The 26,649-nt window shown below is 40.1% G+C and carries 22 protein-coding genes; 3 read left to right on the top strand and 19 right to left on the bottom strand.

The features are described from left to right. Positions 1 to 153 precede the first annotated feature (153 nt). Genes ABC255_RS13445 through ABC255_RS13435 form a run of 3 tightly spaced genes read right to left on the bottom strand, consistent with a single transcriptional unit; the run spans position 154 to position 4,589 of the window. On the bottom strand, positions 154 to 1,758 hold the full coding sequence (locus ABC255_RS13445) for a response regulator transcription factor (protein WP_412994178.1): 1,605 nt from the start codon (positions 1,756 to 1,758) through the stop codon (positions 154 to 156). Beyond that, on the bottom strand, positions 1,739 to 3,526 hold the full coding sequence (locus ABC255_RS13440; protein ID WP_412994177.1) for a cache domain-containing sensor histidine kinase: 1,788 nt from the start codon (positions 3,524 to 3,526) through the stop codon (positions 1,739 to 1,741). Before ABC255_RS13440 ends, ABC255_RS13445 begins: the two co-directional genes overlap by 20 nt. A gap of 28 nt (positions 3,527 to 3,554) precedes the next feature. Beyond that, complete coding sequence (locus tag ABC255_RS13435) at positions 3,555 to 4,589, bottom strand: autoinducer 2 ABC transporter substrate-binding protein (RefSeq protein WP_412994175.1); 1,035 nt, start codon at positions 4,587 to 4,589, stop codon at positions 3,555 to 3,557. A gap of 245 nt (positions 4,590 to 4,834) precedes the next feature. Between ABC255_RS13435 and ABC255_RS13430 the strand changes: the two genes are divergently transcribed. Continuing rightward, positions 4,835 to 4,999 (top strand): hypothetical protein, encoded by a 165-nt coding sequence (locus tag ABC255_RS13430; protein WP_412994173.1) that lies wholly within the window; start codon positions 4,835 to 4,837, stop codon positions 4,997 to 4,999. A gap of 95 nt (positions 5,000 to 5,094) precedes the next feature. Here ABC255_RS13430 and ABC255_RS13425 read toward each other — a convergent pair whose 3' ends face one another. Together ABC255_RS13425 and ABC255_RS13420 are read right to left on the bottom strand one after the other, a co-directional pair. Further along, the gene (locus ABC255_RS13425) at positions 5,095 to 7,467 is read right to left on the bottom strand and encodes a glycoside hydrolase family 95 protein (RefSeq protein WP_412994171.1); all 2,373 of its coding nucleotides are present in this window, start codon (positions 7,465 to 7,467) and stop codon (positions 5,095 to 5,097) included. Positions 7,468 to 8,139: 672 nt separating this feature from the next. Further along, entirely contained in the window at positions 8,140 to 9,009 is an 870-nt protein-coding gene (locus ABC255_RS13420) for a 50S ribosomal protein L11 methyltransferase (protein WP_412994169.1), read from the bottom strand. Between the two features lie 247 nt (positions 9,010 to 9,256). On the opposite strand from ABC255_RS13420, the gene ABC255_RS13415 reads away from it, so the two are divergent. After that, positions 9,257 to 9,502, top strand: coding sequence for a hypothetical protein (locus tag ABC255_RS13415; RefSeq protein ID WP_412994167.1), 246 nt, complete (start codon positions 9,257 to 9,259; stop codon positions 9,500 to 9,502). On the opposite strand, the gene ABC255_RS13410 is transcribed toward ABC255_RS13415, so the two are convergent. The 6 genes from ABC255_RS13410 to ABC255_RS13385 form a co-directional block, all read right to left on the bottom strand. Beyond that, positions 9,499 to 9,804, bottom strand: coding sequence for a hypothetical protein (locus ABC255_RS13410; protein WP_412994165.1), 306 nt, complete (start codon positions 9,802 to 9,804; stop codon positions 9,499 to 9,501). The genes ABC255_RS13415 and ABC255_RS13410 overlap by 4 nt on opposite strands. Continuing rightward, positions 9,770 to 10,426 (bottom strand): MFS transporter, encoded by a 657-nt coding sequence (locus ABC255_RS13405; RefSeq protein ID WP_412994163.1) that lies wholly within the window; start codon positions 10,424 to 10,426, stop codon positions 9,770 to 9,772. The genes ABC255_RS13410 and ABC255_RS13405 overlap by 35 nt, the downstream gene beginning before the upstream one ends. Before the next feature lie 43 nt (positions 10,427 to 10,469). Next, positions 10,470 to 11,102 carry a nitrite reductase gene (locus ABC255_RS13400; RefSeq protein WP_412994161.1) on the bottom strand — a complete coding sequence of 211 codons (633 nt, stop codon included), beginning with the start codon at positions 11,100 to 11,102 and terminating at the stop codon, positions 10,470 to 10,472. A 503-nt stretch (positions 11,103 to 11,605) separates the two neighbouring features. Next, entirely contained in the window at positions 11,606 to 13,939 is a 2,334-nt protein-coding gene (locus ABC255_RS13395; protein WP_412994159.1) for a beta-galactosidase, read from the bottom strand. A gap of 49 nt (positions 13,940 to 13,988) precedes the next feature. Further along, positions 13,989 to 14,897, bottom strand: a complete 909-nt coding sequence (locus ABC255_RS13390) for a sugar phosphate isomerase/epimerase family protein (protein ID WP_412998554.1) — start codon at positions 14,895 to 14,897, stop codon at positions 13,989 to 13,991. After that, on the bottom strand, positions 14,878 to 15,687 hold the full coding sequence (locus ABC255_RS13385; protein WP_412994157.1) for a phytanoyl-CoA dioxygenase family protein: 810 nt from the start codon (positions 15,685 to 15,687) through the stop codon (positions 14,878 to 14,880). Before ABC255_RS13385 ends, ABC255_RS13390 begins: the two co-directional genes overlap by 20 nt. A gap of 198 nt (positions 15,688 to 15,885) precedes the next feature. On the opposite strand from ABC255_RS13385, the gene ABC255_RS13380 reads away from it, so the two are divergent. Continuing rightward, the gene (locus ABC255_RS13380) at positions 15,886 to 16,698 is read left to right on the top strand and encodes a helix-turn-helix domain-containing protein (RefSeq protein ID WP_412994155.1); all 813 of its coding nucleotides are present in this window, start codon (positions 15,886 to 15,888) and stop codon (positions 16,696 to 16,698) included. A gap of 231 nt (positions 16,699 to 16,929) precedes the next feature. On the opposite strand, the gene ABC255_RS13375 is transcribed toward ABC255_RS13380, so the two are convergent. From ABC255_RS13375 to ABC255_RS13340, 8 genes are all read right to left on the bottom strand, one after another. Further along, a complete protein-coding gene (locus tag ABC255_RS13375; RefSeq protein WP_412994153.1) occupies positions 16,930 to 17,061 on the bottom strand; it encodes a hypothetical protein in 132 nt (43 codons plus the stop codon). A 196-nt stretch (positions 17,062 to 17,257) separates the two neighbouring features. Further along, a complete protein-coding gene (locus ABC255_RS13370; protein WP_412994151.1) occupies positions 17,258 to 19,702 on the bottom strand; it encodes a putative bifunctional diguanylate cyclase/phosphodiesterase in 2,445 nt (814 codons plus the stop codon). A 10-nt stretch (positions 19,703 to 19,712) separates the two neighbouring features. Continuing rightward, positions 19,713 to 20,894: a beta-ketoacyl synthase N-terminal-like domain-containing protein gene (locus ABC255_RS13365; RefSeq protein WP_412994149.1), complete on the bottom strand. Its 1,182-nt coding sequence runs from the start codon at positions 20,892 to 20,894 to the stop codon at positions 19,713 to 19,715. 183 nt (positions 20,895 to 21,077) lie between these two features. Further along, entirely contained in the window at positions 21,078 to 22,847 is a 1,770-nt protein-coding gene (locus ABC255_RS13360) for a tannase/feruloyl esterase family alpha/beta hydrolase (protein ID WP_412994147.1), read from the bottom strand. 218 nt (positions 22,848 to 23,065) lie between these two features. Then, positions 23,066 to 24,178: a cupin domain-containing protein gene (locus tag ABC255_RS13355; protein ID WP_412994145.1), complete on the bottom strand. Its 1,113-nt coding sequence runs from the start codon at positions 24,176 to 24,178 to the stop codon at positions 23,066 to 23,068. A gap of 20 nt (positions 24,179 to 24,198) precedes the next feature. Continuing rightward, entirely contained in the window at positions 24,199 to 24,696 is a 498-nt protein-coding gene (locus ABC255_RS13350; protein ID WP_412994143.1) for a DinB family protein, read from the bottom strand. Beyond that, the gene (locus ABC255_RS13345) at positions 24,696 to 25,643 is read right to left on the bottom strand and encodes a fumarylacetoacetate hydrolase family protein (protein ID WP_412994141.1); all 948 of its coding nucleotides are present in this window, start codon (positions 25,641 to 25,643) and stop codon (positions 24,696 to 24,698) included. Before ABC255_RS13345 ends, ABC255_RS13350 begins: the two co-directional genes overlap by 1 nt. Before the next feature lie 139 nt (positions 25,644 to 25,782). Then, on the bottom strand, positions 25,783 to 26,577 hold the full coding sequence (locus ABC255_RS13340) for an IclR family transcriptional regulator (protein WP_412994140.1): 795 nt from the start codon (positions 26,575 to 26,577) through the stop codon (positions 25,783 to 25,785). Between the last annotated feature and the right edge of the window lie 72 nt (positions 26,578 to 26,649).

The raw sequence follows: 26,649 nt of genomic DNA, 5'->3' as shown, positions 1-26,649 counted from the left end.
GCTTTTTATTTCAAGGGGGTTGTAATCGCTTACCTACTTGTTATATATAGCTTACTCATTCTCATTACTTGGGAAAAGGAGATAGGTTTCGGGTAGGGGGGTCTATTTTCGGGAATTTTCTAAAAATTAAAAAACCTCCTGTTTTTGGAGGTTTCATAATGAATTATATTTTAGTTTTTCCTTGAATTTAGAAGGGACCTCACCAAAATACTTTTTAAAGAGCTTACTAAAGTATTTGGTGTCGGAATACCCTACCTGTTGTGCTATATCGTATACTTTTAGATCGGTTGTTAGGAGTAATTTTTTGGCTTTTTCCATCCTTGTTTTGGTCACATAATCCAAAACGGTTTCTCCGGTTAGATTTTTAAAGTACTCACAAAAATAAGTAGGATTCATGGGAATCTCACGTGCAATCTTTTCGATGGTTATATTTTCTCCTAGATTCCCTAAAATCCATTTCTTTGAAGTTTGAACAGGGTCAGCCTGTTCCTTTTTATTTAGTTGGTCTAAACTTGTATAAATTCTCTGCATCCAAACGATAAAATTTCCCCTTAAAGTGTTAAAATTTGGGGAGCTTTTCGCTAGATGAAGTGCCTCGTGGATCAAAGGGATTTCATCCTTCGTTTTTGAATATTTCAGCAGGTAATTCACTACCTGAACGGTTAATAATTGGATGTTACGATCAATCTCTTGGGGAGAGTTCAGCATCTCTAGTTCTTTTAGGAACTGTCTTAAGAGAACATGTGTCTCTCCTTCCTTTTGAAAACGCTCAAGTGATTGCAAGATTTTATTAATAAGAGTCTCTATTCCCTTTGAATCTTTAACTATAACTTTCTTCATTTCGTATTTACCTATTGAAGAAAGTGAATACACTTGATTTCCGCCATAAATCAAGCGAAATTGCAGCAAAGAAAGGAGATTATCTCTCAAACTGGGAAGCAGAGTCAGGTCTTGGAACATTTCACTTACAGCAATTGTATTTGCTTGGCGAGTAATGCTTCTGATTTGTGATTGAAGATTCTTTGCAAGTTTATAGGCACTATTGTCCTCATTGCTAACGTGTTGAATCAACACCCAATAACAGGACCCCTCACCCTTCCATAGCCAATGATTCATTCCATGATTTTGTTTCAGAAAATCCGTGATGACATGTTCTACACTTTTAGTTATTTGTTCAGGATTATACATCTCCTGATTATCTTTTGAGATATTAAGCAGAAAATAACTGCCTTGAGGAAAATCTCTTATCCAATCTAATTTAGACAAGTCCATTTCAAACCCTCTAAATAGTTCACTCAGTAATTGGCTCTGTTTAACGAAATTTAGTTCTGAATCTATCTCCTCTAATCGCTCTTCTTCTGCACGCTTTTGTTGAATTTTTTCATTGACCCGTTGAAGCTGCTGACGAAATTCATCCCGTATAAGCGGCTTAACCATATAATCGATTGCCCCTTCGCGTATGGCCGTCTGCAGGTATTTAAAGTCATTAAAACCGCTGATGACAACTGCTTCAAACGAAACAACATTTTTCAATTCCTTGATTAACTCCAGTCCATCCATGCCAGGCATTTTTATATCTGTTATTAATAAATCAAATTCCAGCTCTTCCTTAAGGTAGAAATCTATCAATTCAATTCCACTAGAAAAACTCCCAATGATCTCAAACTCATCCGAACAAGATAGGACCAAACGCTCTATCCCCCTTCTAATCCGTGGTTCATCATCAACAACAATCGTTCTAACCTGCCTGGTATTCAAATTCTCCACCTCCGTCCGTATATTCGCTCAGTTTCTCAGATGTTGTTAAAGGAATTCTTACCTTCACTTCCGTTCCTTTACTGATCATACTTTCTATTTGGATACCATACTGCTCTCCAAACATCATAACCACCCTGCCATGGACATTGATTAACCCAAATTTTGAGTCTCTTCTTTCCATAGGATTTGATTCTAGATACCTATTAAGTTCCAATAATATTTCTTCAGAAATTCCGGGTCCATCATCCCTTACTATAAAGATTAACGCTTCTTTGTTAGGAGATTTCATAATAGAGATTTCAATCTTAAAATGAAGCTGGTGATCTAAACCATGCTTAATCGCATTCTCTACAATTGGCTGTAAAATAAACTTTGGTGTAAAATAAGCATTCGTATTAATTCCTTCCTGAATGAAGAATTCAATTCGGTCTTCGAATCTTATTTTTTGGATGGTTAAATAATCTTTCATATGCTGGATTTCTTGTTCAATGGGTACCATTTTATCTTTATTATTGATCGAAAATCTTAACATACGCCCAAGGAGAGATACCATTTCTACAACCGTATCATCCTCCCCTTCCTCTACTGCCATTCCGATTGTTTCAAGGGTATTGTACATAAAGTGAGGGTTGATTTGGGACTGTAGGGCATAAAGTTCAGCCTCTCTTTGCTGTAATTTAATGTGATAATTCATTTTAATTAAATCCTTAATCTCCAGTACCATGGAATTAAAGCTCTTAGCAAGTATCCCCACTTCATCTGAACTCTTAATGGAAAGGTCCACTTCAAAATTACCCTGTTCCACCTTTTTCATTAACTTTGTTAGGCGATGAATAGGCCTTGAAACGTTCCATGCAAGAAAAATGGAGATGATGGTACTTAATAAAACAACTGCCATAAATACGATTATAGTCGTATTACGCACCATATCCGTTCGTTCGGTTAAATTCCTCAAAGGCACACTATGTTCTAATACCCAGTGGTCTAGACCACCTCTACTAATACTAATTAACCTGTTTTCTTCTTCATATCTGGTTCGAAAACTACCGTTAATATTTGGATAGTCAGCTAGAGTTTTATTGGTTTTTCCAATAAAATCTAAATTAGAATGATAAATAATGTATCCATTTACATCCATTAGTGAGATGACTGCTTCTTTGTTTGTCTTTATATTTTCAAATATCGTCTTAAAGGATGTCATTTCTACCGCAATGAACATCGTACCTAGATTCATTTGGTTTTCTGTATCGGTAATCTGTCTCATTACTAAAATGTAAGGCTGGTTATCTATAAATTTTAAATCCGTTTGTCCCGGAAAGATAATAGCTTGTTTCCCTTCTAACTCCATATCCTGACCATATGGTAATTCAATATTTTCGAAGCCTGTATAGGGAACCTTTGAACTTTCAAATAATCTATTTTTTGAAAAAATAAACACACCTAATATATCAGGATTTCCACCATTTATATATGTTCTCTTTAAGTAACTATTCACGATAAACTTATCCTGTAGTAACGATGATTTGTTTTGAAAAGAGTCCTTTCTCAACACCTCAATTACTTGTCCAGAATTATAAAGAAGATCTGGAAGCTCCTTTACGTCGCGAAGATAGTCATTAATCCGCTCATGTGCCTGATCCAAGATTTTCGGTATGTTCTCGCCTACTTGTTCTTCGATGGATTTTGTATATTGGCTGTAGGCAATATACCCCAGAAAGACGATCGGTATTACTGTAATACAAATATAGGTAACGAGTAATTTTGTCATTAAATTATAATTATTGAATTTTTTCCATTTAAAAATCATACTGATCCACATTTTCCTTTGTAAAATCAATCGGTTCTCCCATAATCACCATATCTTCTTTAACACTAATTTTTCCTACTTGCGAAATTTCCTGGCGATCAAATGGTACCGTTCCATCTAAAAGGTTTGTTGCAAGTGCAACTGTTAAATAACCAAGCTTTTTGGGACTCCACAATGTAACGACTTGGGCTGCATCAATTTTTAAGTATTCATTCATTGGATTAGGGGAAGATAATCCAACCACAGCCACTTCACTTGATTTTCCCGCTTCCATTACCGCTTGAGCTGCGGCCGGCGGTCCAACAGAAGAATTTCCAATAATCCCCCTCAAATTTGGAAATTCTTCTAAAAGTCCTTTTGCTAAAAGGTATGCTTTATTTGGATCATCATCAGATGCCACAACTTTAACTAAATTCATTTTCGGATAATATTCTTTCTGTTGAATTTTAATCCAGTTAAGCCAACTGTTTAGGTTGGCAGCTGACTTTGCCCCTGTTATAATTGCAAAATCACCCTCCTCATTTACATTCCATGCCAGAGTATCCATCAAATGTCTTCCTAACGTCTCCGGGTCCACCATATTGATAAAAAACTCCCTAGCACTAGAGTGAGTATCCGCATCCCAAGTAATGACCCTAATATTTTGACTTTGCGCCTTATTCATTACGGGCACAAGTTCAGCGGGATCATTTGCTGAAACAGCTATGACGTCTACCTTCTGATCGATTAATTCATTAATAATTTTTATTTGCTGTCCTGAATCAGCAACAGTAGGTCCTTTATAGATGACATTCACCCCTAGCTCTTTCCCTGCCTCCATTGCACCTTCTTCAACAGCATTAAAATAGGGAATATTTATTAATTTTGGAACAAGAGCAATGGTATACTGCTTTCTTTCATTTTTTTCTATCGGACTTTTCACTTCTCCCTTGGAGTATACAATTTCGTAATTCTCACCTCTATTGCAACCGCTTGCAAAAATAAGTAACAGTAAGACGATGAAACTTGTATGTTTTCTAACCATTTTCCATCCCCCCAATAGCATATAAATATAACAGGATTTATTTATTTGAAAATTCGCACTCTTCTACTATTTTAACAGAATCCACTATAACGATATCAAACAAATACATAACCAAATCAAACTTTATATTCGATATTTTTAATTTTCGCAAACTACGAATTTTCTCAACAAACCTGGGAAAGTATAATTAGCTGTTCGATTGGAATAATAGGTAGGTAAAAATTACTGGTAGGAGGTTAATACAGGTGAAGTCAAACGATGAAAAATCAAATAACGAATTAAATAAAGCGGAACAGTTTTTACTTGATAAAACCGACAATGTACTGATTGATAAGAATATCAATTCCGCTAAAGACGGATTTCGGTACGATTACAATGATTCTTCGGATTTTAATGATGATAATAGCTAATCATGTTGAAACGGTTCTCAAAATAAAAACAGACAGAAACATAGAATTTCTGTCTGTTTTTATGCCTCAACTATTGTTCACTTTAGTAGCTTTATTCAAATTCTTTTTATATCATATTTTTTTCCTGCTAATGTATCGAATGATATCCTGTTATTAGACATGATTTTAACAGGTATGTTCTGTCCATCAGTCACTTCAACTGCTGGTTCTATGACTAAATGACATAGTCCGCCTAAATCGGAGTAGATTTCCGCACATTGCAATTCACCTTTTTCCCACTTAACATTTACTTCAAATCCACCGCGTGCCCGTAACCCTTTCACATATCCATTCGGCCAGACAGTAGGAAGTGCAGGCAGCAAATGGATTTCATCTTCATGTGACTGCACGAGCATTTCGGCTAGTCCTGCAGTAAACCCAAAATTCCCATCAATTTGAAACGGAGGATGCGCGTCAAACAAATTTGCATAAACACCGCCCTTTTGATTGTTGCCATCCTCCTCTTTCACGAGCTGAAGAAGATTAGAAATCAATTTATGAGCTCTATCACCATCTTTAAATCTGGCCCACAAACAAATATTCCATGCCAGACTCCATCCTGTACCATCATCTCCCCTTCTTTCCAACGATCTTCGTGCTGCATTGAACAGTTCACTTCCTTCAGAATCATTAAGCTGACGCCCTGGATAAATTCCAAAAAGATGTGAAACATGCCGGTGATTTTGATCTTCATCTTCCCAATCCTTTATCCATTCTTGAAGCTGTCCATAACGACCTATTTGCATCGGGTATAATTTCTCACGTGCTGCGGTTAATTGCTTGCTGAAATCTCCATCTATTTGCAATAGCTCTGCTGCCTCCATACAATTCGTAAACAAATCCCAAATCAACGAAATGTCCATAGTCGTGGCCATGCTGACTGCTGCAAGTTTTTCCTCTGTCGTGATAAATTTGTGCTCGGGTGAAGTAGATGGAGCAGTAACCAAATTTCCTTTACCGTCATCTATCAGCCAATCCAAACAGAAAAGAGCTGCCTCTTTCATAATAGGATAGGCAGTTTCCCGAAGATACGATTGATTTTTCCCGAAGTTAAAATGTTCCCACAAATGCTGAGATAACCAAACTCCTCCTAAAGGCCAGAAAACCCAAATGGGATCCCCATGTCCATAATCGCCAACAGGAGCGGATTGACGCCAAATATCTGCATTATGATGCGCTGTCCATCCTCGGCACCCATAATTCACAGAAGCGGTTTCCTTCCCGTTTTGGGCTAATTCTTCAATGTAGTCTAAAAGTGGCTCATGACATTCGGAAAGATTACAGGTTTCAACTGGCCAATAATTCATTTGAGCATTAATGTTTAATGTATAATTGCTGCTCCATGGAGGCCTGACTTCTCGATTCCAAATTCCCTGAAGGTTAGCAGGCTGTGACCCTGGCCTTGAGCTTGCAATCATTAAATAACGTCCATAATGAAACAATAATTCCACAAGATTTGGATCCTTTGCACCATATTTCAAAATCCATTCATCGGTTGGCAGATTTTCCGGAGCAACTGCTTGCCCCAAGTCCAATTCCACACGATTAAATAGAGACTTGTAGTCTTCAATATGGCATTGCCTTACTTTTTCAAAAGATTTCGACATCGCATTCTCTATAAATGCCTTTGCAGCTAAAGAAGGATCCTTACCCTCTTTCCCTGGAGATTTATTAAAGCCGTTAAAACTCGTTGCTGCACTGAAGTACAATGTTACTGTTGTAGCTGCAGTAACGTGGATGCCATCATGATCAAGATGAATAGAACCATCTTCCGCCCTTACACCTAAGCGTCCTTCGAATCTCATCGCTTCCGTAGTATCTGGGTCCCCATATTTAATTGGATCATCACTTCGATAATAAGAAGGATCAACATGCTCCGGACAGATGCCGCTTAATACCAATTGTTCTTGTTCCGGAGTAATATTAAACTTTAAGGAACTCCCCAGACTTGCAGAAAAATTTAAGAATCCTTGTTTACTAGTCTTTAGTCGAATGGCAATCACTTGATCCGGAAAGGAGGCAAATATTTCACGTGAATAGTGCACATCGCCAATCATATATTCCACATGGCCAGTGCCTGTTTCTAAATCAAGGGTTCGCTCGAATGAACGAACAGGTTCTCCATGATAAAATTGAAGGTACAAATCCCCTAGTGGCAGATAGGATTGTGTATATGGTCCCATCATCTCCCTGCATAATTGGTCAGCTTCTGTATACCTTCCTTCAAATATCAGTTTGCGGACCTCAGGAAGTATTTCTTTTGCCTTTGGATTATTAAAATCTTTAGGGGTTCCTGACCATAAGGTATCCTCATTTAATTGCAAATGTTCTCTCTCAATTCCGCCAAAAATCATAGCACCGAGACGTCCATTACCGATTGGAAGTGCTTCGTTCCACGTTTTAGCAGGTCGGTTATATCGTAACTTCATATTTGATGTTTCCTCCCATTAACATTGAGTAGGAAATATTCCTCTCAATTATATAAATACCTGCGTTTTTAAAAAATTTATCAATAATATAGTGCTGTAATAATACACGGTGTCATTATAATAAATCCATAATATAAATTAAATACAAAATTCAGTCTTTTTTAAATAATTAACAGTTCGTTTCTATCAAACAGAACGTGCCCTCCGTGAACACAGCTTGTCCAACTGGACAATGCCTAAAAAAGTATACTCGAAGGTGACACTCTACAGGAAAAATCGAAAGACACCGCTGATCGTCCTTTTAACGGTGTCTTAATTCCAATCAAACTATTTATTTTTATTAAAAACGCTTGAAGAATAGTTTCCCTTATGCCTAGTTGTTTCGACCCTATCAGTTGAATTTTGGTTACCTGTGTCCTGTAGACTGTTTTTATATTTCCATTGGTCATAGGTTAATAAGCCCGTACTGTCATCGTTTAAATATTTAATATAATCTTTACCGTAAATATACATCTAAGGCTTCACCTCCATTGTATAGTAACAATGTATGCGCTTTCATTAATAAAAAACACCAAACCATGCATAAAAAAAAGTGTCACAATTCCCTATAGTTTTTCCTACAAGGAGTTCTGACACCTTTTTTATTAATCAACATTCATTATGAGACTCTTTTTATTTTGCCTTAAAAAGGCATGTCACCCATTCGTTACTTTGTTTCTTTTCCTTCAACTGAAATCCTGCGTTTTCAAATAAAGTCTCTACCCGTTGGGAATTCCACTCAAGCATGCCTGACGTTATAAATGTAGTGTCCTGGCAATCTAAGAGTCTTTGGGCATTAAGGATATCGATATTTTCCTGCGTTCCGATATTAAGGAAGATCCAATCATATTTTTTGTTGATTCGATTTTTATTCTTAATTAGATCACTTTGAAACACATTCACCGGCTTCACACGATTTAATTCACACTGATAAAGAATTTCCCGTTCTACCGGCTGGATGTCATATGTATCGATCGTACTTGCTCCCTTGAGCGCAGCAGCAACACTTAATACTCCTGAACCTGCTCCGATATCCGCAATACTCAACCCAGTTAAATCATGTTGTAAGATGAAGGACAAACAATCTTTTGTCGTTTCATGATAACCTGTACCAAAATTCCCCTGGGAGTCTAGTACAATCAGCTTTTCTATGTCGTAATGATCCTTCCTATCCGGTGTCGTGATGACCCAGCCATTCTCAAGGAAAATGTCGTCAAAAGTTTGCTGGTAATTCAGCTCATCTACTTCTTTAACAACAAGACTGGATTCATCAATGGCCAATAATTCTACTAACTGACGTCGTTCCCTTGCTTCTAAATAATCGTTTATATAGATATTAAGTTCTGTTGTTTTATCCCTCTTTTCAACAAAGGCATAGCCGTTGGCATCTGTGACCACATCTAATGGAACCTCGTAAAAGGTTTGGTAGTAGCCCTTCTGGTATAAATGGGTAATGATTCTCTCGATCTTTTTAGTTGGGAGGTTTACGGTTATTTCATACATGGTTTTTTCTCCTAGCAGTTGGCTTCATAAATCATATTTTTTATCATTATCGCCAGTTGGACGGAAATAAAAACGGCTTAGATGACAAACACTGAAGAGTTGTTTTATGATCCACGCAACTATAATATGGTAAGTTCGTTCTCGGCCAAGATATAGGAATCAAAGAAAAACACCTTTCGCGCAAAAATTAGTATTGATACCAATCAACTAGAGGTGTTTTTCTATGGTTATGGTGTAATGACGATGCATGTTCTATTCTCATACCTTTGATGAGCGAACAAATAATAGGGCTAATAGTGCACCTGCTAATGCAACCATTCCACCCCAGAAAAACGCTTGTTGGCAGCCCTCGTTTAGAGTGACTAACTGGTCCCCTCCAATTGCGGAGGTTGCTGCAGCAGCAATGGAAACCAAAATGGCTAAGCCAACTGCCGATCCTACTTGGTACGTGGTGTTATATAAACCTGATGCAAGACCGGATTCTTCTGATTAAGCTTCCGATACAGCTGCCGTAGTTGCAGGAAGATAGGCAAGGGCATTTCCGAGAGCGGCCAATAGAAGTGGGATGAACACATCACTCCAATAGTGTCCATTAATCGTATTCCCAGAAAATAAGAGCCCAGAAATACCAAGTATGATAAATCCGATGAAAATTGTAACCTTCATACCGAATTTTGCCATTACTTTTTCAGCTAAAACAACCATGAATATGGCCATCAGAACAGGGGTCGGTAACATGCCCATTGCGGCCATGAAAGGTTCAAATTCCAATACCTGCTGTAACGGAAATAGCACCGGCATAGTCAATACTACCAACTTTTCTTGTGCCTTTCTGCAGGAGTCTTGGCGACTTAATTAAAACGAGAATACCAACAGGAACATAGAATAGTAATGTCCATCTCCAACTTAGAAACTGTGTAAGAACTCCACCAAGAACAATACCAATGGAGCCACCCGCTGCCCCAGAAAGTCCCCAGAATGCTAGCGCCTTTCCCAGTTCCTTTTTGTTTGCACTAAACAAAATCATTACTATCGAAAGTGCAGCAGGTGCAATCATAGCTGAACCAGCACCTTGGATTGCTCGTGCTACGTTAAGTGACATTTCATTCCAAGCTAACCCTGCGAATAAAGACGCAATGGTTAAGATTGATACCCCCCACATGAAAATACGTCGGTGACCGGATAAATCTGCCAATCTTCCACCTAATAATAGGAGGCCTCCGAACAAAATAAGAAAGGCATTCATTACCCATTGCAAGTTTGCCTCCGTATAACCTAGTGAGTTTTTTATCGCAGGTAAAGCAACTTGGATTATAGCGGTATCCATCATAACAAGAAAGTTCGCAAAAGCTAATAAAGCGAGTGCTTTCCAGCGTTTCGAATTAGGTTGTGCTATTGTCTGTGATTGTGATGGCATAAAACAATTCCTCCAATTTTCGGTGTTTAATGTTTCTCTAATTTTAGAAATTGTGAAGAACTTCTCGTATTTCATCTCTTCCATTTCTCTTTAGAAATTTATTGAATGGCTCCCGCCTTTTACCCTTTTGTGAATATACCTCAATGATCTTTTCTACTGTTTCGTACAATTCTTCTGATGTAAGTTTCTCCATTAACAAGGAACCAACCTCTGCGTCTTTCCCTTTTGCCTTTCCTCCAACATATAAATTGTAATAATCTCCAATTTTCATAATGCCTATGTCGCTTAACATTGGTTCACCGCAACCAATAGGGCAACCTGTATAAGCCACCTTTAGGGTAAATGGTACTTGTTTCCCTGCTATACGGTGATTTAACTCTTTTGCCACCGGCATACCTTCCTCTTCTTCCCCTTTGCAAAAATTACAGGTTCTCAAACTTTTTACGTAGTTTCCAACCGGATAACATGCTAATCCAACACCTTGAAATTCTTCTATGATTTCTTCTTTCTTATCTTCCGGGATTACTATATAGAGTTGCTGGAATGTTGTTAACTCAATTTCCTCATCTTCATACATATATTTTGAAATCGTCACTAGCTGTTTTGCATTTAACCTGGCACCAAACCCAATTCCTCCATTTACTGCGTATTTAATCTTATTTACTTCATTCTCCATATAAATCTCTCCTCTGTTATTAAAACTCTAATTCTATTTAATAGTTTACTATCTACCATACTCCAGTAAGGTATATAAAATAGTCAAAAATATACCTACTTCAAAATACTGGCAGGATCTTTGATTATTATTTTTATTGTTCAAATTTTTTTAGATTTTTGTTCGAATTATACCGATAGGGGGTATAATTTATTGTTAAAGATAACGTGCTAGTCAAAAGCACGCTGGTTGTTTATTTTTCGGATCGTTGACAATTTTCATTCATCTAACATCACATCCGCAATACTAATCTACTATACCCCCCTATAGTATGTCAAGGGATTTTTTAACAGCTTCAAAACACAATTTCATGTCAGTAAACTGAACGTGACCTTTTTAGGACATAACTTGTTTACTTAATCCGTTCAAATTAGTTATTTCTACACCTTATCAAGATTAGCTAGTTTTAATAGAATAATGAAAATTGGCTTTACTCGATTGAAGTAAAGCCCTGCGTTAAACGGTTACATTTCTATATCTATTTCTATTTCACGAATAGCTGTAACCTTGATTGATTTAATTTCTGCAATTTCTTTATCGATCACCTCCGCTCTTGCTGCCATTGGTGAATCACTTTTGACAAAGCTGCCCTCTTTTAATGGCGAAATATAAATATACATTCCTTTTTCTAAAAGGTCTTGTTTATGCTGATGTAGTCCGATTTCCCATGTATTATTATTACAAAAATTATCATGAATGAGCTCGCCATCGATAAACGCATACCCAATATCGCCAGCATAGTCAATTTGAAGAAGAAGTTCTTTTACATCGTCAAAAGCCTCGGACTGAAAATGAATCACCGCTTTATTTTGATTGACCATTTTAACTTCTAAGCCTGTTTGAGTTTCAATGAGCATTTTCTTAAATTCCTTGAATAATCCATGGTTCCGACAAAGAACTTCTTCTCCGGCTATTTTAATCGGAGTATTATTCCCTGGGAATGATATTATTTCAACGGTCTCTAGCTCTTCGCTTTCTAACCTTATTTTTTCTTCGTCTACAAGTAAGGTTGCATTCGTAATGAAAACCTGCTCTTTTCCCCTAAAATGAAACTTCCAAAAATTTAAGCTTTGTTCGTGTGTCACCGTACAAACATGAAGCCTCTTACCAGATTTCAATGTGATATCAACTAGACTAATCTCCTCATGACTTACTTGTATCAACGTATGTTCATCAGAAATGATGTTTCCCTTATCTACGCTTACCTCTTGGATATCATCACTTTCAAAATAATACTCACCATTCATTCCTTTTGGTGTGAAGAAGAAAAAGTATGTTTCACCCTCATGGTTTATGCTTGTTAGTAATTGCGTCGTTGAAGATTTTAGATTTAGTCCTTGCAAATCCAAGTTAAATGGAAGGATACAGCACTCATCCTTTGCTAACGACATACTGCCGGTTTTAGGAAACTGTATCTCTTCATTCTCAAGGTTCACTGTGATCGCAAAGTCTTTTTGGTCCTTCGTTTCCACATGGTCCTGATAATTATTAATAAAAACAAAACCAGAATCTTGATGCGCTCGTACAGCAAACCGTAGTGTTTCTATATCATATGGGTCCATATCTTTCGTATCATACGGAAGGACGGTTTTGGTTTTACAAAAGCTTTCCTCTACTGTTTCATAAAAGTAGTGTTGACGCTTTAATCGCTTATATGACTCTCTTATTTGTCCAAACTCTCCAATCGGAGCTTGATAGTCATAAGATATTTTCGGTGTAGCGTTTTCATTCAAGAAAGGTGTCTTTTTCCCCTCGGGATTTGAACCACCATGGAAAACATAGTAACCTACAAAGTTACATCCACCGGCTACCTTCATTTCTGCCATGGCGTCCACACTTTCATATGGAAGCTTGAATCTATATTTATAGAAAACGGTCATCCCTCCCCCCATTTCACAGCAAGCAAATGGTAGACTCTCAGGACGATAAGCAGGATCAAACCCATAATTTTTCTGGTCGTTATTATGATAGTCTCTAAAGATAAATTCAGGTGTAGCCGGGTGCTCCTTCACATCACCATAGAAAATCCATGGCCAAAATGCATAGCCTCCCCATAATGGGAGTACCTCCTCAACAGGTGCAGCTGCACCTCCCCAGCCGGTACTTGTATAAATAGGGGTTTCGATCCCAGTTTGGATGGCTAACTCTTTTAGTTTAATAATATGTGCATTTCCATCTCTCCCTGAGGATACCCACTCATTGCCTGTTCCATTGGTAATTTCCCACGGTGCACCTGCATGTTCATACTCATTCTCAATCTGGGTTCCGATGATAGGACCACCGTCTTTAAAGCGGTACCCTTGAACCTGTTTTCCAATTTCTTGATAAAACCTTTCCACATACGACAAATACTCTTTATCATTCGAACGAAGCTCAAAGGGTCTTCCGAACAGCCAATCGGGAATTCCGCCATTTCTCGACTCACCATGGGCAAATGGACCAATCCTCAAAATGACAGCCAACCCATGCTTTCCGCAAAGCCCGACAAATCTTCTCAGGTTTTTATTCGCATCCCAATCAAATATTCCTTGCTGCTCTTCATGATGATTCCAAAAAATATAGGTTGGGATAATATTAATCCCTCCCATTTTCATTTTGATGATTTCATCTTCCCATTTTTCACAGTTATATCGACTGAAATGGAACTCACCGCATATACCAAAAAACGGACGACCATTTTTCTCCATATAATAGTTTGTAAAACTATAATGTTCACCTGCAATATTTGATCCACCCAGCTTTTCAAGCGGGTATATCTCTTTTTGCGTATTTTTGACGTCAATACTATATGCTCTCATGAAAAACGATTTTCTCCTTCCAATTGGCAAACAGGTTTTAGCTCTTTTATTAAATCCACTTCCATAAGCGACGGGCGATCCTTGCAAACAGCAGTGCCTGTGTCCAGCGATTGCTCACCTCGCGCTGGACTCCGTCCGTGCCACGCATTGTGATTGCATAAGGCGGCGGCCCCAGCTCGCAGATAAACGGTAGCACCTCGTCTTCCTTTGCCGCTTTGAGCCAGCTCCGCATACCTTCAAGCCACCAACGTACAAAGTGCTTCAACAACGGGTCTTCGAACTCTCTTTCATTGGCAACCTCTTCACCCTTACTATCAAACATGGGTATATCAATCTGCACCTGCTCTCCGTTCGATACGCGAGCGTGAATGCTCTTCGTCCGAGAAAGCAGCGTCTGGAGCAGCTGTTCAGCCTCGTCCGACACCGTACGCATTTCCCCGGCAACGACATAATGTGAAAAATCAATCGTTAGTTCAAGCTCAGGCATGCGCTCCGCATACTCAACCGTGCGCAGCAAATCCTGAGTAATGGTGCCGCGGTGTGTTTCGATATACGCCGGGATGCCTGCAGTCCGAGACATCTCTGCCATGTCTGCAAGCAGTTGCACCGCTTGATCTCCGACCAGAAATGGTCTCATCACCTGTACGTTGACAAAATCGACCCTACCGAACGATTTTGCTTTGCAAAGAAAAACATCCAGCTCCTCGGCCGTTTTCGGATATGCGTTTACGCTGTATGAAAGGTTGTATTGATCCAGCAAAAGGTGCCATTGGTCGGCCTCATTGCCCTCCGGCAGCATGCCGTTAATGCCGTCGTAGCCCGCCTCGGCAATGCGCCGCACCTTCTCCTCCATGCTCCATTCGTTGCCAGCGCCATTTTGACCTCCCAGTCCACTCATCCCCCACCAGGACATTAACACCTCGAGACGTTGCTCACGCTTAGTGGTGATACGGTGCATCGTACTCAACGCCACACGGACCTCCATTCGGATTGCTCTCAAGTTCCAGCGGCGTGCCGTCAGCACGGAAAAGAGGTCGATAATGTGTGGCAATGTGAGTGGCAGAGCTGTTAGCATAGTGGCAAATAAACGAGCGGCGGAAACGATCTTTCGTCTTATTACGGTAGGAGCCGTGAATTAGATTCCCATTGAAAAAGAGGACATCGCCCCTCTCCATGACGACTGGAATTGCCTTCTGATCCTTTGGCGGCTTTACGTAGTGAGTAGTGAACGATTCCTTTGAATCGGACAACTCAGGACATACGATATCATACGCACTCGTCTTTGGAACAACCAACAGTCCGCCGTTTTCTTCATCAGCCGAATCAATTGCCGTCCAAGCAGCGATGCAGTTACCCGGTTCGACCTTTAAGTAAAAGTTATCCTGATGAAGCGCCTGACCCCGTGCGCCCGGTGGCTTGTAATAGAACATGCTTTGTGCCGCCAACGGTTCTTCCTCATACAAATCAGTAAGGACATTCAATACTGGTGAATGCAGCATATACCGTTTAGCTGTTTCATTAAACCGGTGAGGATGCATGACCCTCGGATAACGCTTTAGTGGGTCGATCGTTTCTCTTTGTAAATCCGGCTCAAAATACCCCGGAATTACCTGATTGCTGATACCCTCAAAGGTTTTATCAATCTCCGCCAGATGCTCATCCGTAAACAATCCTTTAACTATTAAATAACCTTCCGTTTCAAACTGTCGCTTCTGCTCTTGCGTTAACACTAAATGGTTATACACCATGTCCTATCCCTCCCCTAATTCTACTGAAGTGATATTTATCACACTTTCATTATACAGATGAAATATAGACTAGAAGAAGGATGAATCATGCTAACAATGCATACGATTCTGCTATTTTTTCAGATGTACACTTGTGAGCTACTCTCAGTTAAGCTAAACTATTTTTGAGAAAGTACAATTTAGAAAAGGATGTGCACCATGGAACAGGATAGCCCCTCCAACTATAACGGATTTGCCTACAGCATGGTGATTGCTGGACATTACCATGAGAGCGACACCTATTCTATTGTACGTCCGGACGGAATGAGTGACTGGCTTATCACTTACACGCTAGGCGGTGAAGGTTATTTCGAGGTAGATGGCTGCGACCAGCAGGTAATAGCTGGTGATGTAACACTGTTGAAACCGGGAACACCCCATCGATACGGAACACCTAAAGGAAAAAGCTGGAATTTTGTTTGGGCGCATTTTACTGGCGGATTCATGGACACGAGTCTACTTCCATCCGATGCTCTGACCATCAAGCAGATTGAGCAGCACGGTGTGAGGGAACGCATCTACCACGCTTTTCTCCGAATTCTGTCTGACTCCCGAGAACAAGGTGCTTATTGGCACGAGCTGTGTTTGGGCTCGCTGCGTGAGGTCTTGATGCTGCTCGCAAAGCAGCAAACAAGCAGGTTTGACCCACGGATCGAAGAAACGCTGTATTTGCTCGCCCAGCGGATGCAGGAGACTGTTCGAGTTGAGGAGCTGGCCCGTAGTGTTGGGCTCTCGGCATCGAGGCTATCGCATCTATTTAAAGAAAATACCGGCGAATCGATTGTGGAGGCACTTAACCGCATGAGAATTAAGCAGGCTGCATTGCTCCTTGCACATACGAATCGGAATGCAGCGGAAGCAGCCCATGACGTAGGCTTCCAAAATTACAATCACTTTACCCGGCAGTTTCGCAAATATATAGGGGTGACTCCAAGCGAATTCAGCCGCCAAAGCGCCCCGACCAAAGAGTAGCAGTGTCCTTATTAGTTGATTTTTTAACTCTGACAGGTTGGGGAAATTTCCATGGCGAAAGTGTCAGATTCGAGGGTTGGCGTTAATAATTTTTGCGGTTTTAGAAAATGGGAAAGGCGAACAGTTTAAAATACTGTCCGCCCCAGATTGTCGAGAAAGGTATTTTCTCGGCATTTTTATATTTCCAGCACCTCTGCATTGACCCAAATTTCTTTTTATGCCAAGCTTCGGTCACTCCAATACTTCTGCATTGACCCAAATCGCTTTTCCTGCCAAGCTTCGGTCACTCCAGCACCTCTGCATTGACCCAAATCGCTTTTCCTGCCAAGCTTCGGTCACTCCAGCACCTCTGCATTGACCCAAATCGCTTTTCCTGCCATACTTCGGTCACTCCAGCACCTCTGCATTGACCCAAATCGCTTTTCCTGCCAAGCTTCGGTCACTCCAGCACCTCTGCATTGACCCAAATTTCTTTTTATGCCAAGCTTCAGTCACTCCAGAACCTCTGCATTGAAAAATAATGGCTGTCGAGACTTTCTCGACAGCCTTAGGCGAACAGTTAAAATACTGTTCGCCAGTTTCTTTTAGATAATGAAGATTCTTTGTGTGACTCTAGGAAGGTTCTCTCAAATTCTTCACCCGATAGCGGAGGACTGAACAGATATCCCTGTACAACCAAACAGCCATTTGATTTTAGGAATAGTAACTCCTCTTCAGTCTCAACCCCCTCTGCAATCACATCAAGATTTAAATTATTGGCCATTGAAATAATCGTTTTTACAATGGCACGATTTTCAGAATTGCTTGTAATATCTTTTACAAAGGAACGATCAATTTTTAGAGTATTAATCGGAAACTTTTTCAGATAACTTAATGAAGAATAGCCTGTTCCAAAATCATCTATTGATATCGAAATCCCCATTTCCTTTAACTCATTTAACCTGCATATCACAGAATTGATGTTTGCCATCGAAATACTTTCCGTGACTTCTAAATCTAGATAGTGAGCGTCAAGATTTGTTTCTTTTAAAAGATTCATCACAGATTCTACAAAGTTCTCGTCATAAAATTGCCGCATGGAGATATTGACCGATACTGGTATAGGCGTGTACCCCATATCTTGCCAAATCTTATTTTGAAGACAGGCTGATTTCAAAACCCATTCACCCAGCGGTAATATGATTCCCGTTTCTTCTGCTAAAGGAATAAACTCATCGGGTGAAATCATTCCTAATTCAGAACTCTCCCATCTTACTAACGCTTCCATGCCAGTGATGCTGTTACTTACAATATCAATTTTTGGTTGATAAACTATTCTAAGTTCATTGGAATGCAATGCTTTTCGCAAAGCTTTTTCTAATACCATTTTCTTCTGATAATCATGATTCATCTCCTGCGTAAAGAAGGAATATGAATTTCTTCCCGATTCTTTAGAACAATACATTGCAATATCAGCATTTTTTATTAAAACATCTGGAAGATCACCATCCGCCGGATACATACTGATGCCCAAACTGGAAGTGACATATAGTTCATGATCTTTTAGCGTAAATGATTTCTTAAATATATTTAAGATTCTTTTTACAAAGATGGTTGTTTCAGCCTTTGTTTGACTAGATAAAATAAAAGTAAACTCGTCACCGCCCAGTCGATAAACTGAAAAATCGGTCACCCTTTTATCATCCGAATTACTTAAGCGTTCTGCTACCTTCTTTAGTAGAAGATCCCCATTTTCATGATTGAGGGTGTCATTAATAATTTTAAAACGATCTAAATCTAGAAATATGACAGCAACATTATCGTTATTCAGTGCAGCAGTTTTCATTCTTTCGTTTAAATCTTGATGAAAGGCACGTCGATTGGGTAAACCGGTAAGAGGATCATGAAGAGCTTCCCACTCTCGCCTTTTTTCATTGATCTTTCGCTGTGTAATATCAGTCGCTACAGTAAGGACTTGTTTATCTCCAGATGAAACAATAGGCAGCTTAACCGTTTGGATCCACCTTATATTTCCCTGTGCATCGATGATTTCATTTTCCGGTATATGCTTTTCTGCTAAGCTTGTTAATACCTCATAATCAATATATACATTCTGCATTGCCATATTCAGATCCGGATTATAATCCAATTCATCATTTCCGATAAGTTCTTCGGAATCCACCCCAAAAAGTAAACCATAAGCCTGATTGGTTAAAGTGTATTTACCATCCTGACTTTTGGCATAGATATAGCTGGGATTCAAATCGATGATTTTATGAAAAAATTCTTTTTGATCTAAAAGTGCATTATTCATCTTTATAATGATCTTTTGATGCATTCTAATAACAGGGATGAGAATCCCCATGGATAAAAATAAAACAGCGATACTGCTCGGTAATAACAGATAGTTTTTTATCATATTTAAGAATCCAATACAATATCCAACTGTTGCAATGATAATAAAATAATGCAAAAACGTTTTTGTTTCAGAATCCTTCAGTTTTTTGCTTAATGCAAGTGATATGACAGTGATAATAATGAACATACAGGTATTAAAGTTAAAAATCCATGACCAATCTCCATAGACTGGGTATAAGAAATTCACCTTTATTAACCCCTGGGATTTTACTAACTCAAAGCTTTGAATGCCTTTGTGGCTCCATCCAATCAAGTAGACAAAAGTTGACCATATATAAAGAGTGACTACAGTAATTTTATTAACTGCATATTTTACCATTCTAGATTCAACCATTTGTGTTTGGTTAATGGCCGTATAAATAACGGCAAATAAAGTTGGAGCCAACATGATTGAACCAAACCGAAATAACTGAAATAAAAACTCAATAATATTATTAGAAAAAAATTCACGAGCATGTAATAACGAAACATCTATTTGCCAAAACGAGGTAAAAATAAAAAAGATAAATAAGAGCTTTGATAGTTTCGTTTTTCCCAAAATATAGATGGTTGTAATTCCAGCTGCTAAAGGAAATAAGGCAAAAGAAATCATTAATAGAAAAATCATTGCTTCTTCCTCAATTTTGTTTTGTCATGAATAAACAAGTATTATTGCCGCTAACCCCATGGTTCGTTATTGCGACACTTTCGACATTTTGATACTTCGTCTCAAAGACAATTGGCAAGTCATTAAAACCGTCTCCACTCGTTTTAATGGTTGGTGGAATAAATCCATATTCCATACTTAATAACGAAGAGACGACTTGCATCGCTCCCATTGATCCAAACATATGGCCGGTCATTCCCTTTATAGAAGTAATAGGGACTGTGGATCCAAAAAGATTAGAATGAGTAATATACTCAATCATATCATTCTGTACTAATCCAAGAGCTTGACTGTTTACATAGGTAGGGACGCTATTGCCTATTGCACTTTTTAATGCAGCTGTCATTAAACGGCCAGATGCATCTGACTGTAATATTGGTAGAGCTTCATTGTTAGAAGCAGCCCCGCTGACTTGCCCCCATATCTTAGCGCCTCTTGATTCTGCATCCTTTTTCCGTTCCATAATCACAACGGCAGAACCCTCTGATTTAACAAATCCTTTGTGAGATGTGGAAAAGGGTACTCCGGTCTCTTCAATTTCAACATTTTCCGCAATCGTACCCGTCTTTAAAAATCCATAGGTAATCCAATCCCCTAGAAGAGCATCAGAGCCGCCAACGATACAAATATCTGCATGTCCAGCTTCTAAAAATAATTTGCCCATAAGTATCGCATCTAAACTTGCGGTACACCCTGTAGAGATGGTAAAAGCCTGGCCATTTATCCCAAGGTGCCTTGTGATCCCAGAAGATAATGTATGCGGATCACCTACAGGTATATAGTGAATAGGTACTTTTTTAAGATTATTTCCATGGTTAGAGAATTTTTCAGCTTCTAAAATTCCTCCACCTGATGTACCCATTATGACGGCTACACGTGCAAAATCAGCATTTTGTAAGTTGGCCATCTTATAAGCCTGCTCAGCAGCTGCAATGCCCAACCGAGCTGTACGTGGGTACCTTTTATAATTTTGACCAGAAATAATATCCAAATCTTCATGAACTACCCCACATACTATATTAGAGCCGTTATTGCCACGGCCTTGGAGTATTTCCTGTGTACAGATACCCTGTTCTAACACGTCTTTAAGTTGAGCGATATTACTGATACCTGGGGCTTTAACTCCGTAACCTGTTATGACAATTTTGTCCATATTTGACCTCAATTATATTAAATTTATATTAATCTAGAAAAATTTAATTATATGAGGCGTACCGATAATTAGCAACAAATCTCGACAGAAATCTCCTTGCCATTTTCCCCCATTTGCGCCAATAAGAAAGGGGCATGCCCAGTTTTCCGCGGGCACGCCCCTATTATCTTTTCTCGAGAGCTATCAGTTAAGACCGTTACCCCCGGAACTCGGCTTGCACTGGAAGCTGCTGGACACTTCCGGGTCGCCCTTTGTATAGCGAGCCACCAACGGGTAAGGGCACAGAGGACGGGACCGGTCCGGTGCCCAGGTAGATGGTACATCAGTGTTAACGCCGCCCGGATTGCCCACACCGCGAGCCGTGGCCGTAATATGGTCCGGCGCCTCGCCGTATTCAACCCAATCAATTAGCGCGCCAAGCCCGTCAAACTGATCGGTGGCGGGACCACCGCGGGAGTGCCCCATGCCTGGGATCTCGAAATATCGGGCGAATTCCTCGGCTTTGTTCCGGTAGTTCGCGTCGAGCTCCTCATACCAGCGCGCCGTGTCATCAGGGGAGAAGACCCCGTCGGAAGCACCGTGTGCCACGATCATCTTCGCTCCTGAATTTCGCATGCTATCTAAATTAGTTGGATTCGGCGGTGTCATGAACTCCATGGCACTTTCGGTGTACAGCTCGTTAGACTCGTAAATCAGCCCCGCCTGAGTGTCCACATCAAAGTTCAGTGCATAGCCCAGAGTGTCCTGCAGCATGCTACGATCCACCGGAGGCGTTGAGAAGACGAAACCGACGGCCACTGGATCGCGTGGACCCACGGAGTTCTGGAACTTCCAGCTGGCCCAGCCGCTCTGGGCTACCCCTGGGTCAAATGGGAAGGAAGAGTAGATTTCTTCCCCGGAGCTAGTGCGTGCTCCCGCGAAAACATCCTTCACAACAAGCTTCTGCTCTTCCGTCAGGCAGGTGCCATCTCGTACTGCGTCACAAGTTGGGACGTCCCGCTCAACGTCGAAGAATTTTTGACATCTCTCACTGTCTTGCACCATACCGTCTACCAGTCGGTCCAGACCATCACAGCGGTCCAGGATCGCTTGCGCAAGCACTTTGCGCTCGGCCGGCGGCAGTGCCGTCTCCAGGTTATCATTTGTGGTGGCTACCTTGGCCCACTGCTGAGCTCCCCACAGCTGTGCTACCGCGGCCTTTGGCAGGTTGAATCCAGGCGCCACAGCAAGGAATCCGTCGTACTGGTCACTGTATCGGGAAGCAGCCACCATTGTGTGTCGGCCACCGTTGGATGTTCCGGCAAAGTAGGCGCGGTCAGGCTCTCGTTCATACGCTGCCTCAATCAAACTCTTAGCCATTGGAGTGAGCGTTCCGACTGCCTGATAACCGTAGTCCAGACGTGCCTGAGGATCGAGTCCGAAAAGTGGATTCTGCGCTCCGTTGTGACCTGCGTCCGAACTCATAACAGCGAATCCCATCTGTATACCGTTTTCTAACTGGCCACCTGTTATGCTGCCAGTTGCAGAAGCAACAACACCGTCAAGTCCGCCATTGGCTTGGTAAAGGAATCGACCAGCCCAGTCGGCAGGTAGACGCATTTCAAAACCGATGGCATACGTCTGGCCATCTACAGGACTCACTCGCTCGTTCATTTTTCCCTGGATTAAGCAATGCTCGCCAACCGGCTGACCGGCATTGGACAGTCCTCCCTCAGGAACGATCTCTGCCTTTGTGATAGTGGTACGAGTAAATTTAAAGGATACTAGTTCCTCGCACTTCAGCAGGATTCCCAGCTGCGCGGGAGATAACTGAGGAATTGGCTCGGATGAACCCCGCGTATGCTTATCCACTTTTGAAGCGCCTCCACTTTCCGCCAAAACAAATGAAGGAATAAATGACATAATGATAAGAACCAATATTAGTAGAATCGAAAAACTTTTCTTTCTGTTCACAGATATTCTCCTTTCATTCTCAGCTAACCTCAAATTATGTAACCCCTTTCATTTTTGTAACTTCATTATAGGCGATTAAAAAATATATAAATACGTACAGAATGAACGAAAAGATGTTGTAAAATTCATTAAAATTGGGGAAGCATTAATGCAAAAAAGCTAACAAGGGACAAATCGTCCAACCTTGTTAGCTTTTTTCATTTAGGGCACAGTCACTTTTATCCAAGTGCTGGAGTAAACTCACTAATAACGGTTTGGTGCCCATTATTATTTTCATAACTTTGTTTATGTTCAAGATTAAACTTTTCCAAAATTGGCAGGTCATTGGTTGAGAATAAATAACTATCTTCCAGAGAAACGTGCTCATGCCATGCCCAGTTTGGAACAACAAAGAAATCCCCTTTTGACCAATCGAACCGGACACCGTTGATAATACTATAACCGGAACCTTCATGTACGTGATAAATAGAAGCATGAGTATGACGATGAGCTTTTCCTTTAAATCCTGCCGGCAGTTTTTGCATCCATGCAGCGATGGTAGGACATGCAGTCTCTCCATTTGATGGATTTATATATTCAACTGCATATCCATCACATGCATCTGGCTCGAATCTAGACAAACCGCTAATCGCTGCTTCTGTCCCCGCCCATTTATAAGATCCAACTGGTGCCTTCACTGTATGCCGATCGGATATTGGTCGAACCATTCCTCCTTGATAACGCTGAGATGAATAGTTATCGGGAACACTTGGCTGCTCTATATGTTCTGGATAAGGTTCAAAGAATGTTCCTCCAAGATAATAAACAGTAGGAATATCCAAACAATCCATCCAAATCATTGGTTTTTCTCCAGGATGACCATGTCCATGCCAAAGTCCTCCTGGGGTTGTTAAAAAGTCTCCGCGCTCCATAAATATCCGTTCACCTTGAACAATTGAGTATGCCCCTTCTCCTTCCATAACAAAACGCATAGCGTTTTGAACATGCCGGTGTGATGGTGCCGTCTCACCCGGCTGAATGAGCTGAACAGCTGCATAGAGAGTTTGGGTAGTAGATGCCCACCCCCAGGGCTTACGATAGTTAAGTCCTGGGTTTTGGAAATAAATCGCTCTACGCTCTCCACCACGGTCAGGTGTAAAAATTTCTGTAGCTTCCATCAACTTTTTATGCAATAATTCACTTTTCCAAAGATATGCCTGTGCATGTGGTTCAGGTGTGTGTTTCATTAAATCTGGAATCGCATTCCATAACGGCCCGAGATGGTATTGTTCTATATCACGGTTAAAATCCTGAACAACTTTACTATCAAAAAATGCCTGCTTTTCAGCCACGTCCATACACCTCTCTCAATCTATTTAATAAGACCAAATTTTGTTAAGTTGCGCTGTATCTGACTATAGTGTTTTTCAACATGTTCAACCAGCAAGTGGTCAACAATAAAAGTAAGTGGTTTGACTCCGAAACGTGGATTTCTGCTAGGTGCCTCTTGTTTTAACATTTCAACATTTAGCTTCGACAATGTTTTTTCAACTTGTTCTTTTAGGTTTACAATTTCAGTTAATACATTGGAAACAGACTCATTTTCTATATTCGTTACAGCAGCAAGACGTGCTTGATCTTGTAACCCTCTTCCCCACTCAACGCCTGGTGTCGCAAGTAGTGTTTCAATCTCGGTTAACCAGTATGGAACCGCCTCCACAATATGACAAAGAATTTGCATGATGGACCATTCTTCCTCTGAAGGTTTCCTTTGAATGGTTTCCGCCTCCAACTCCTTAACCTGTTGAATGATTTTATCGAGTGATAGATTTATATCAGTAATGGATTGAGATAATGTAGATGCAGCCATTATACGAGTACCTCCGCATTTTGTTTAACACGATTTTCTAATACACCGATTTTATCAATTTCAATTCTCACAACATCACCATTTTTAAGGAATACCTGTGGTTCTCTTGCGACTCCAACTCCCCCTGGTGTCCCTGTTAAAATAACGTCACCAGGTTCAAGCGTTGCGATTGATGACAGGAACTCGACAAGATACTGGACGGTGAATACTAGATTTGCGGTATTGGATTTTTGCCTTTCTTCACCATTCACGGTTAACACTACATCTAGACCGGATGGATCCTGAAGTTCATCAGCTGTAACAAGCCATGGGCCCATCGGTGCACTGCCGTCCACTGTTTTACCCTGCAGCCACTCAATCGTCCTGCGTTGAAGATCACGGTATGTTACATCATTGACAATGGTGTATCCTGCTACATAATCTAATGCATCATCTTGTGATACGTTTTTAGCCCGCTTGCCGATTACGAATGCAAATTCTGCTTCATAATCAAGCTGTTCCGAAATAGGATAAAACGGTATTTCATCCTCTGGTCCGATTATGGTGTTTGCAAATTTAGCAAAGACCACCGGATATTTCGGTATTTCTCTATTCATTTCAAGGATATGTTCGCGATAATTATGACCCACACAAATCATCTTACCAGGAGCTTGTACAGGTGCCTCCAATTTAATTTGATCTCTATCATAAACGAGAACTCTATCATTATACTGATTGATTTCCAGTGCGAAAGTAATCGCTTTCTTTGCTTCGGTAATACTTTCCTCTCCACCTTGAAGGAATCCAACCATATCAACGGGTACATATGCTTCAGCAATTTGTTTTGCCCGAATTTTCCCTTCCGATTCTAACAGTGATTGATAGGCAAGGTTTAAATCTACTACTTTCTGATCCAAATAAGCTCCAATACGGGATACCCCATTTTTATTAAATGTTACTAGTTTCACACCAATTCCCCTTTCCAAACAGGTATTTCATTTGATTAAAGAATAACAAGGTTTGCATCATGTATGAATGAATAAATTCTGCTATGTGGAACAAATCAAAATTTTTAGAAAAAAAATAATTGGCATTTAACCAATTATTTTAAACTGAGTATTTATTCTCGTAATATCTTTTTCTTCTTCTGATTTTTACCATTTCTGATAGTTTATCGGCTGCACTTTTCACTTCTTCAATAAAAGCTTTTTGTTTGATTTTTATCAACATGCGGTTCACCGGGCCCACAATACTAACAGCCGCGATCACTTGGCCTTTTTCATCAAAAACAGGTGCGGCAATGGAAATAACACCTTTCACATATTCCTCATCACAAATAACAAATTGTTGTTGTCTAATCGTTGATAGCTTCAGTTTCAATTGATCTCGAGTAGTAATGGTTTTGTCAGTAAACCTTTCCAGCTTTTCGGGTAATAGCTTATGGATCGTTTTTTCATTCTGAAAGCCAAGAATAATCTGTCCGATACTCGTTGCGTGAATCGGCTGCCTCATTCCGATATGAGTAGACAGTTTAATAGGATTTTCACTATCTATTTTTTGTAAATAAATGATATGCTTACCCTCTATTATCCCTAGATGTGAAGTTTCTCCTGTTCGTTCGGTTAATACGTTCAGTATAGGATTGGATTCGTTCACGATTGGTAATTGGGAGTTAACAATATTGGTTAAGGCTAAAAAAGAGGTCCCCAGACTATATCGATTTGAATTTGGATCTTTATATACAAATCCCTCGCTGCCCAACGAAAGCAATAACCGATGAACAGTACTTTTGCCAATATTCAAATTCTCGGCAATTTCTGTTACCCCTTGTTCAGGGTTATCCATCGAAAAGCTTTTCATAATCGTTAATGCATTGGTGAGTGAGTTATTGCTCTTATCCACTTTTGCACCCCCTGTTCGTTAAATACATCTATGAATCTGTTATTCAACACCACGTCCTCTTTTTCCTTTTTT

Source organism: Neobacillus canaveralius (genome assembly GCF_047237705.1).
Lineage (GTDB): Bacteria > Bacillota > Bacilli > Bacillales > Cytobacillaceae > Neobacillus > Neobacillus niacini_K.
This window is presented reverse-complemented; position numbering and strand designations above follow the sequence as displayed.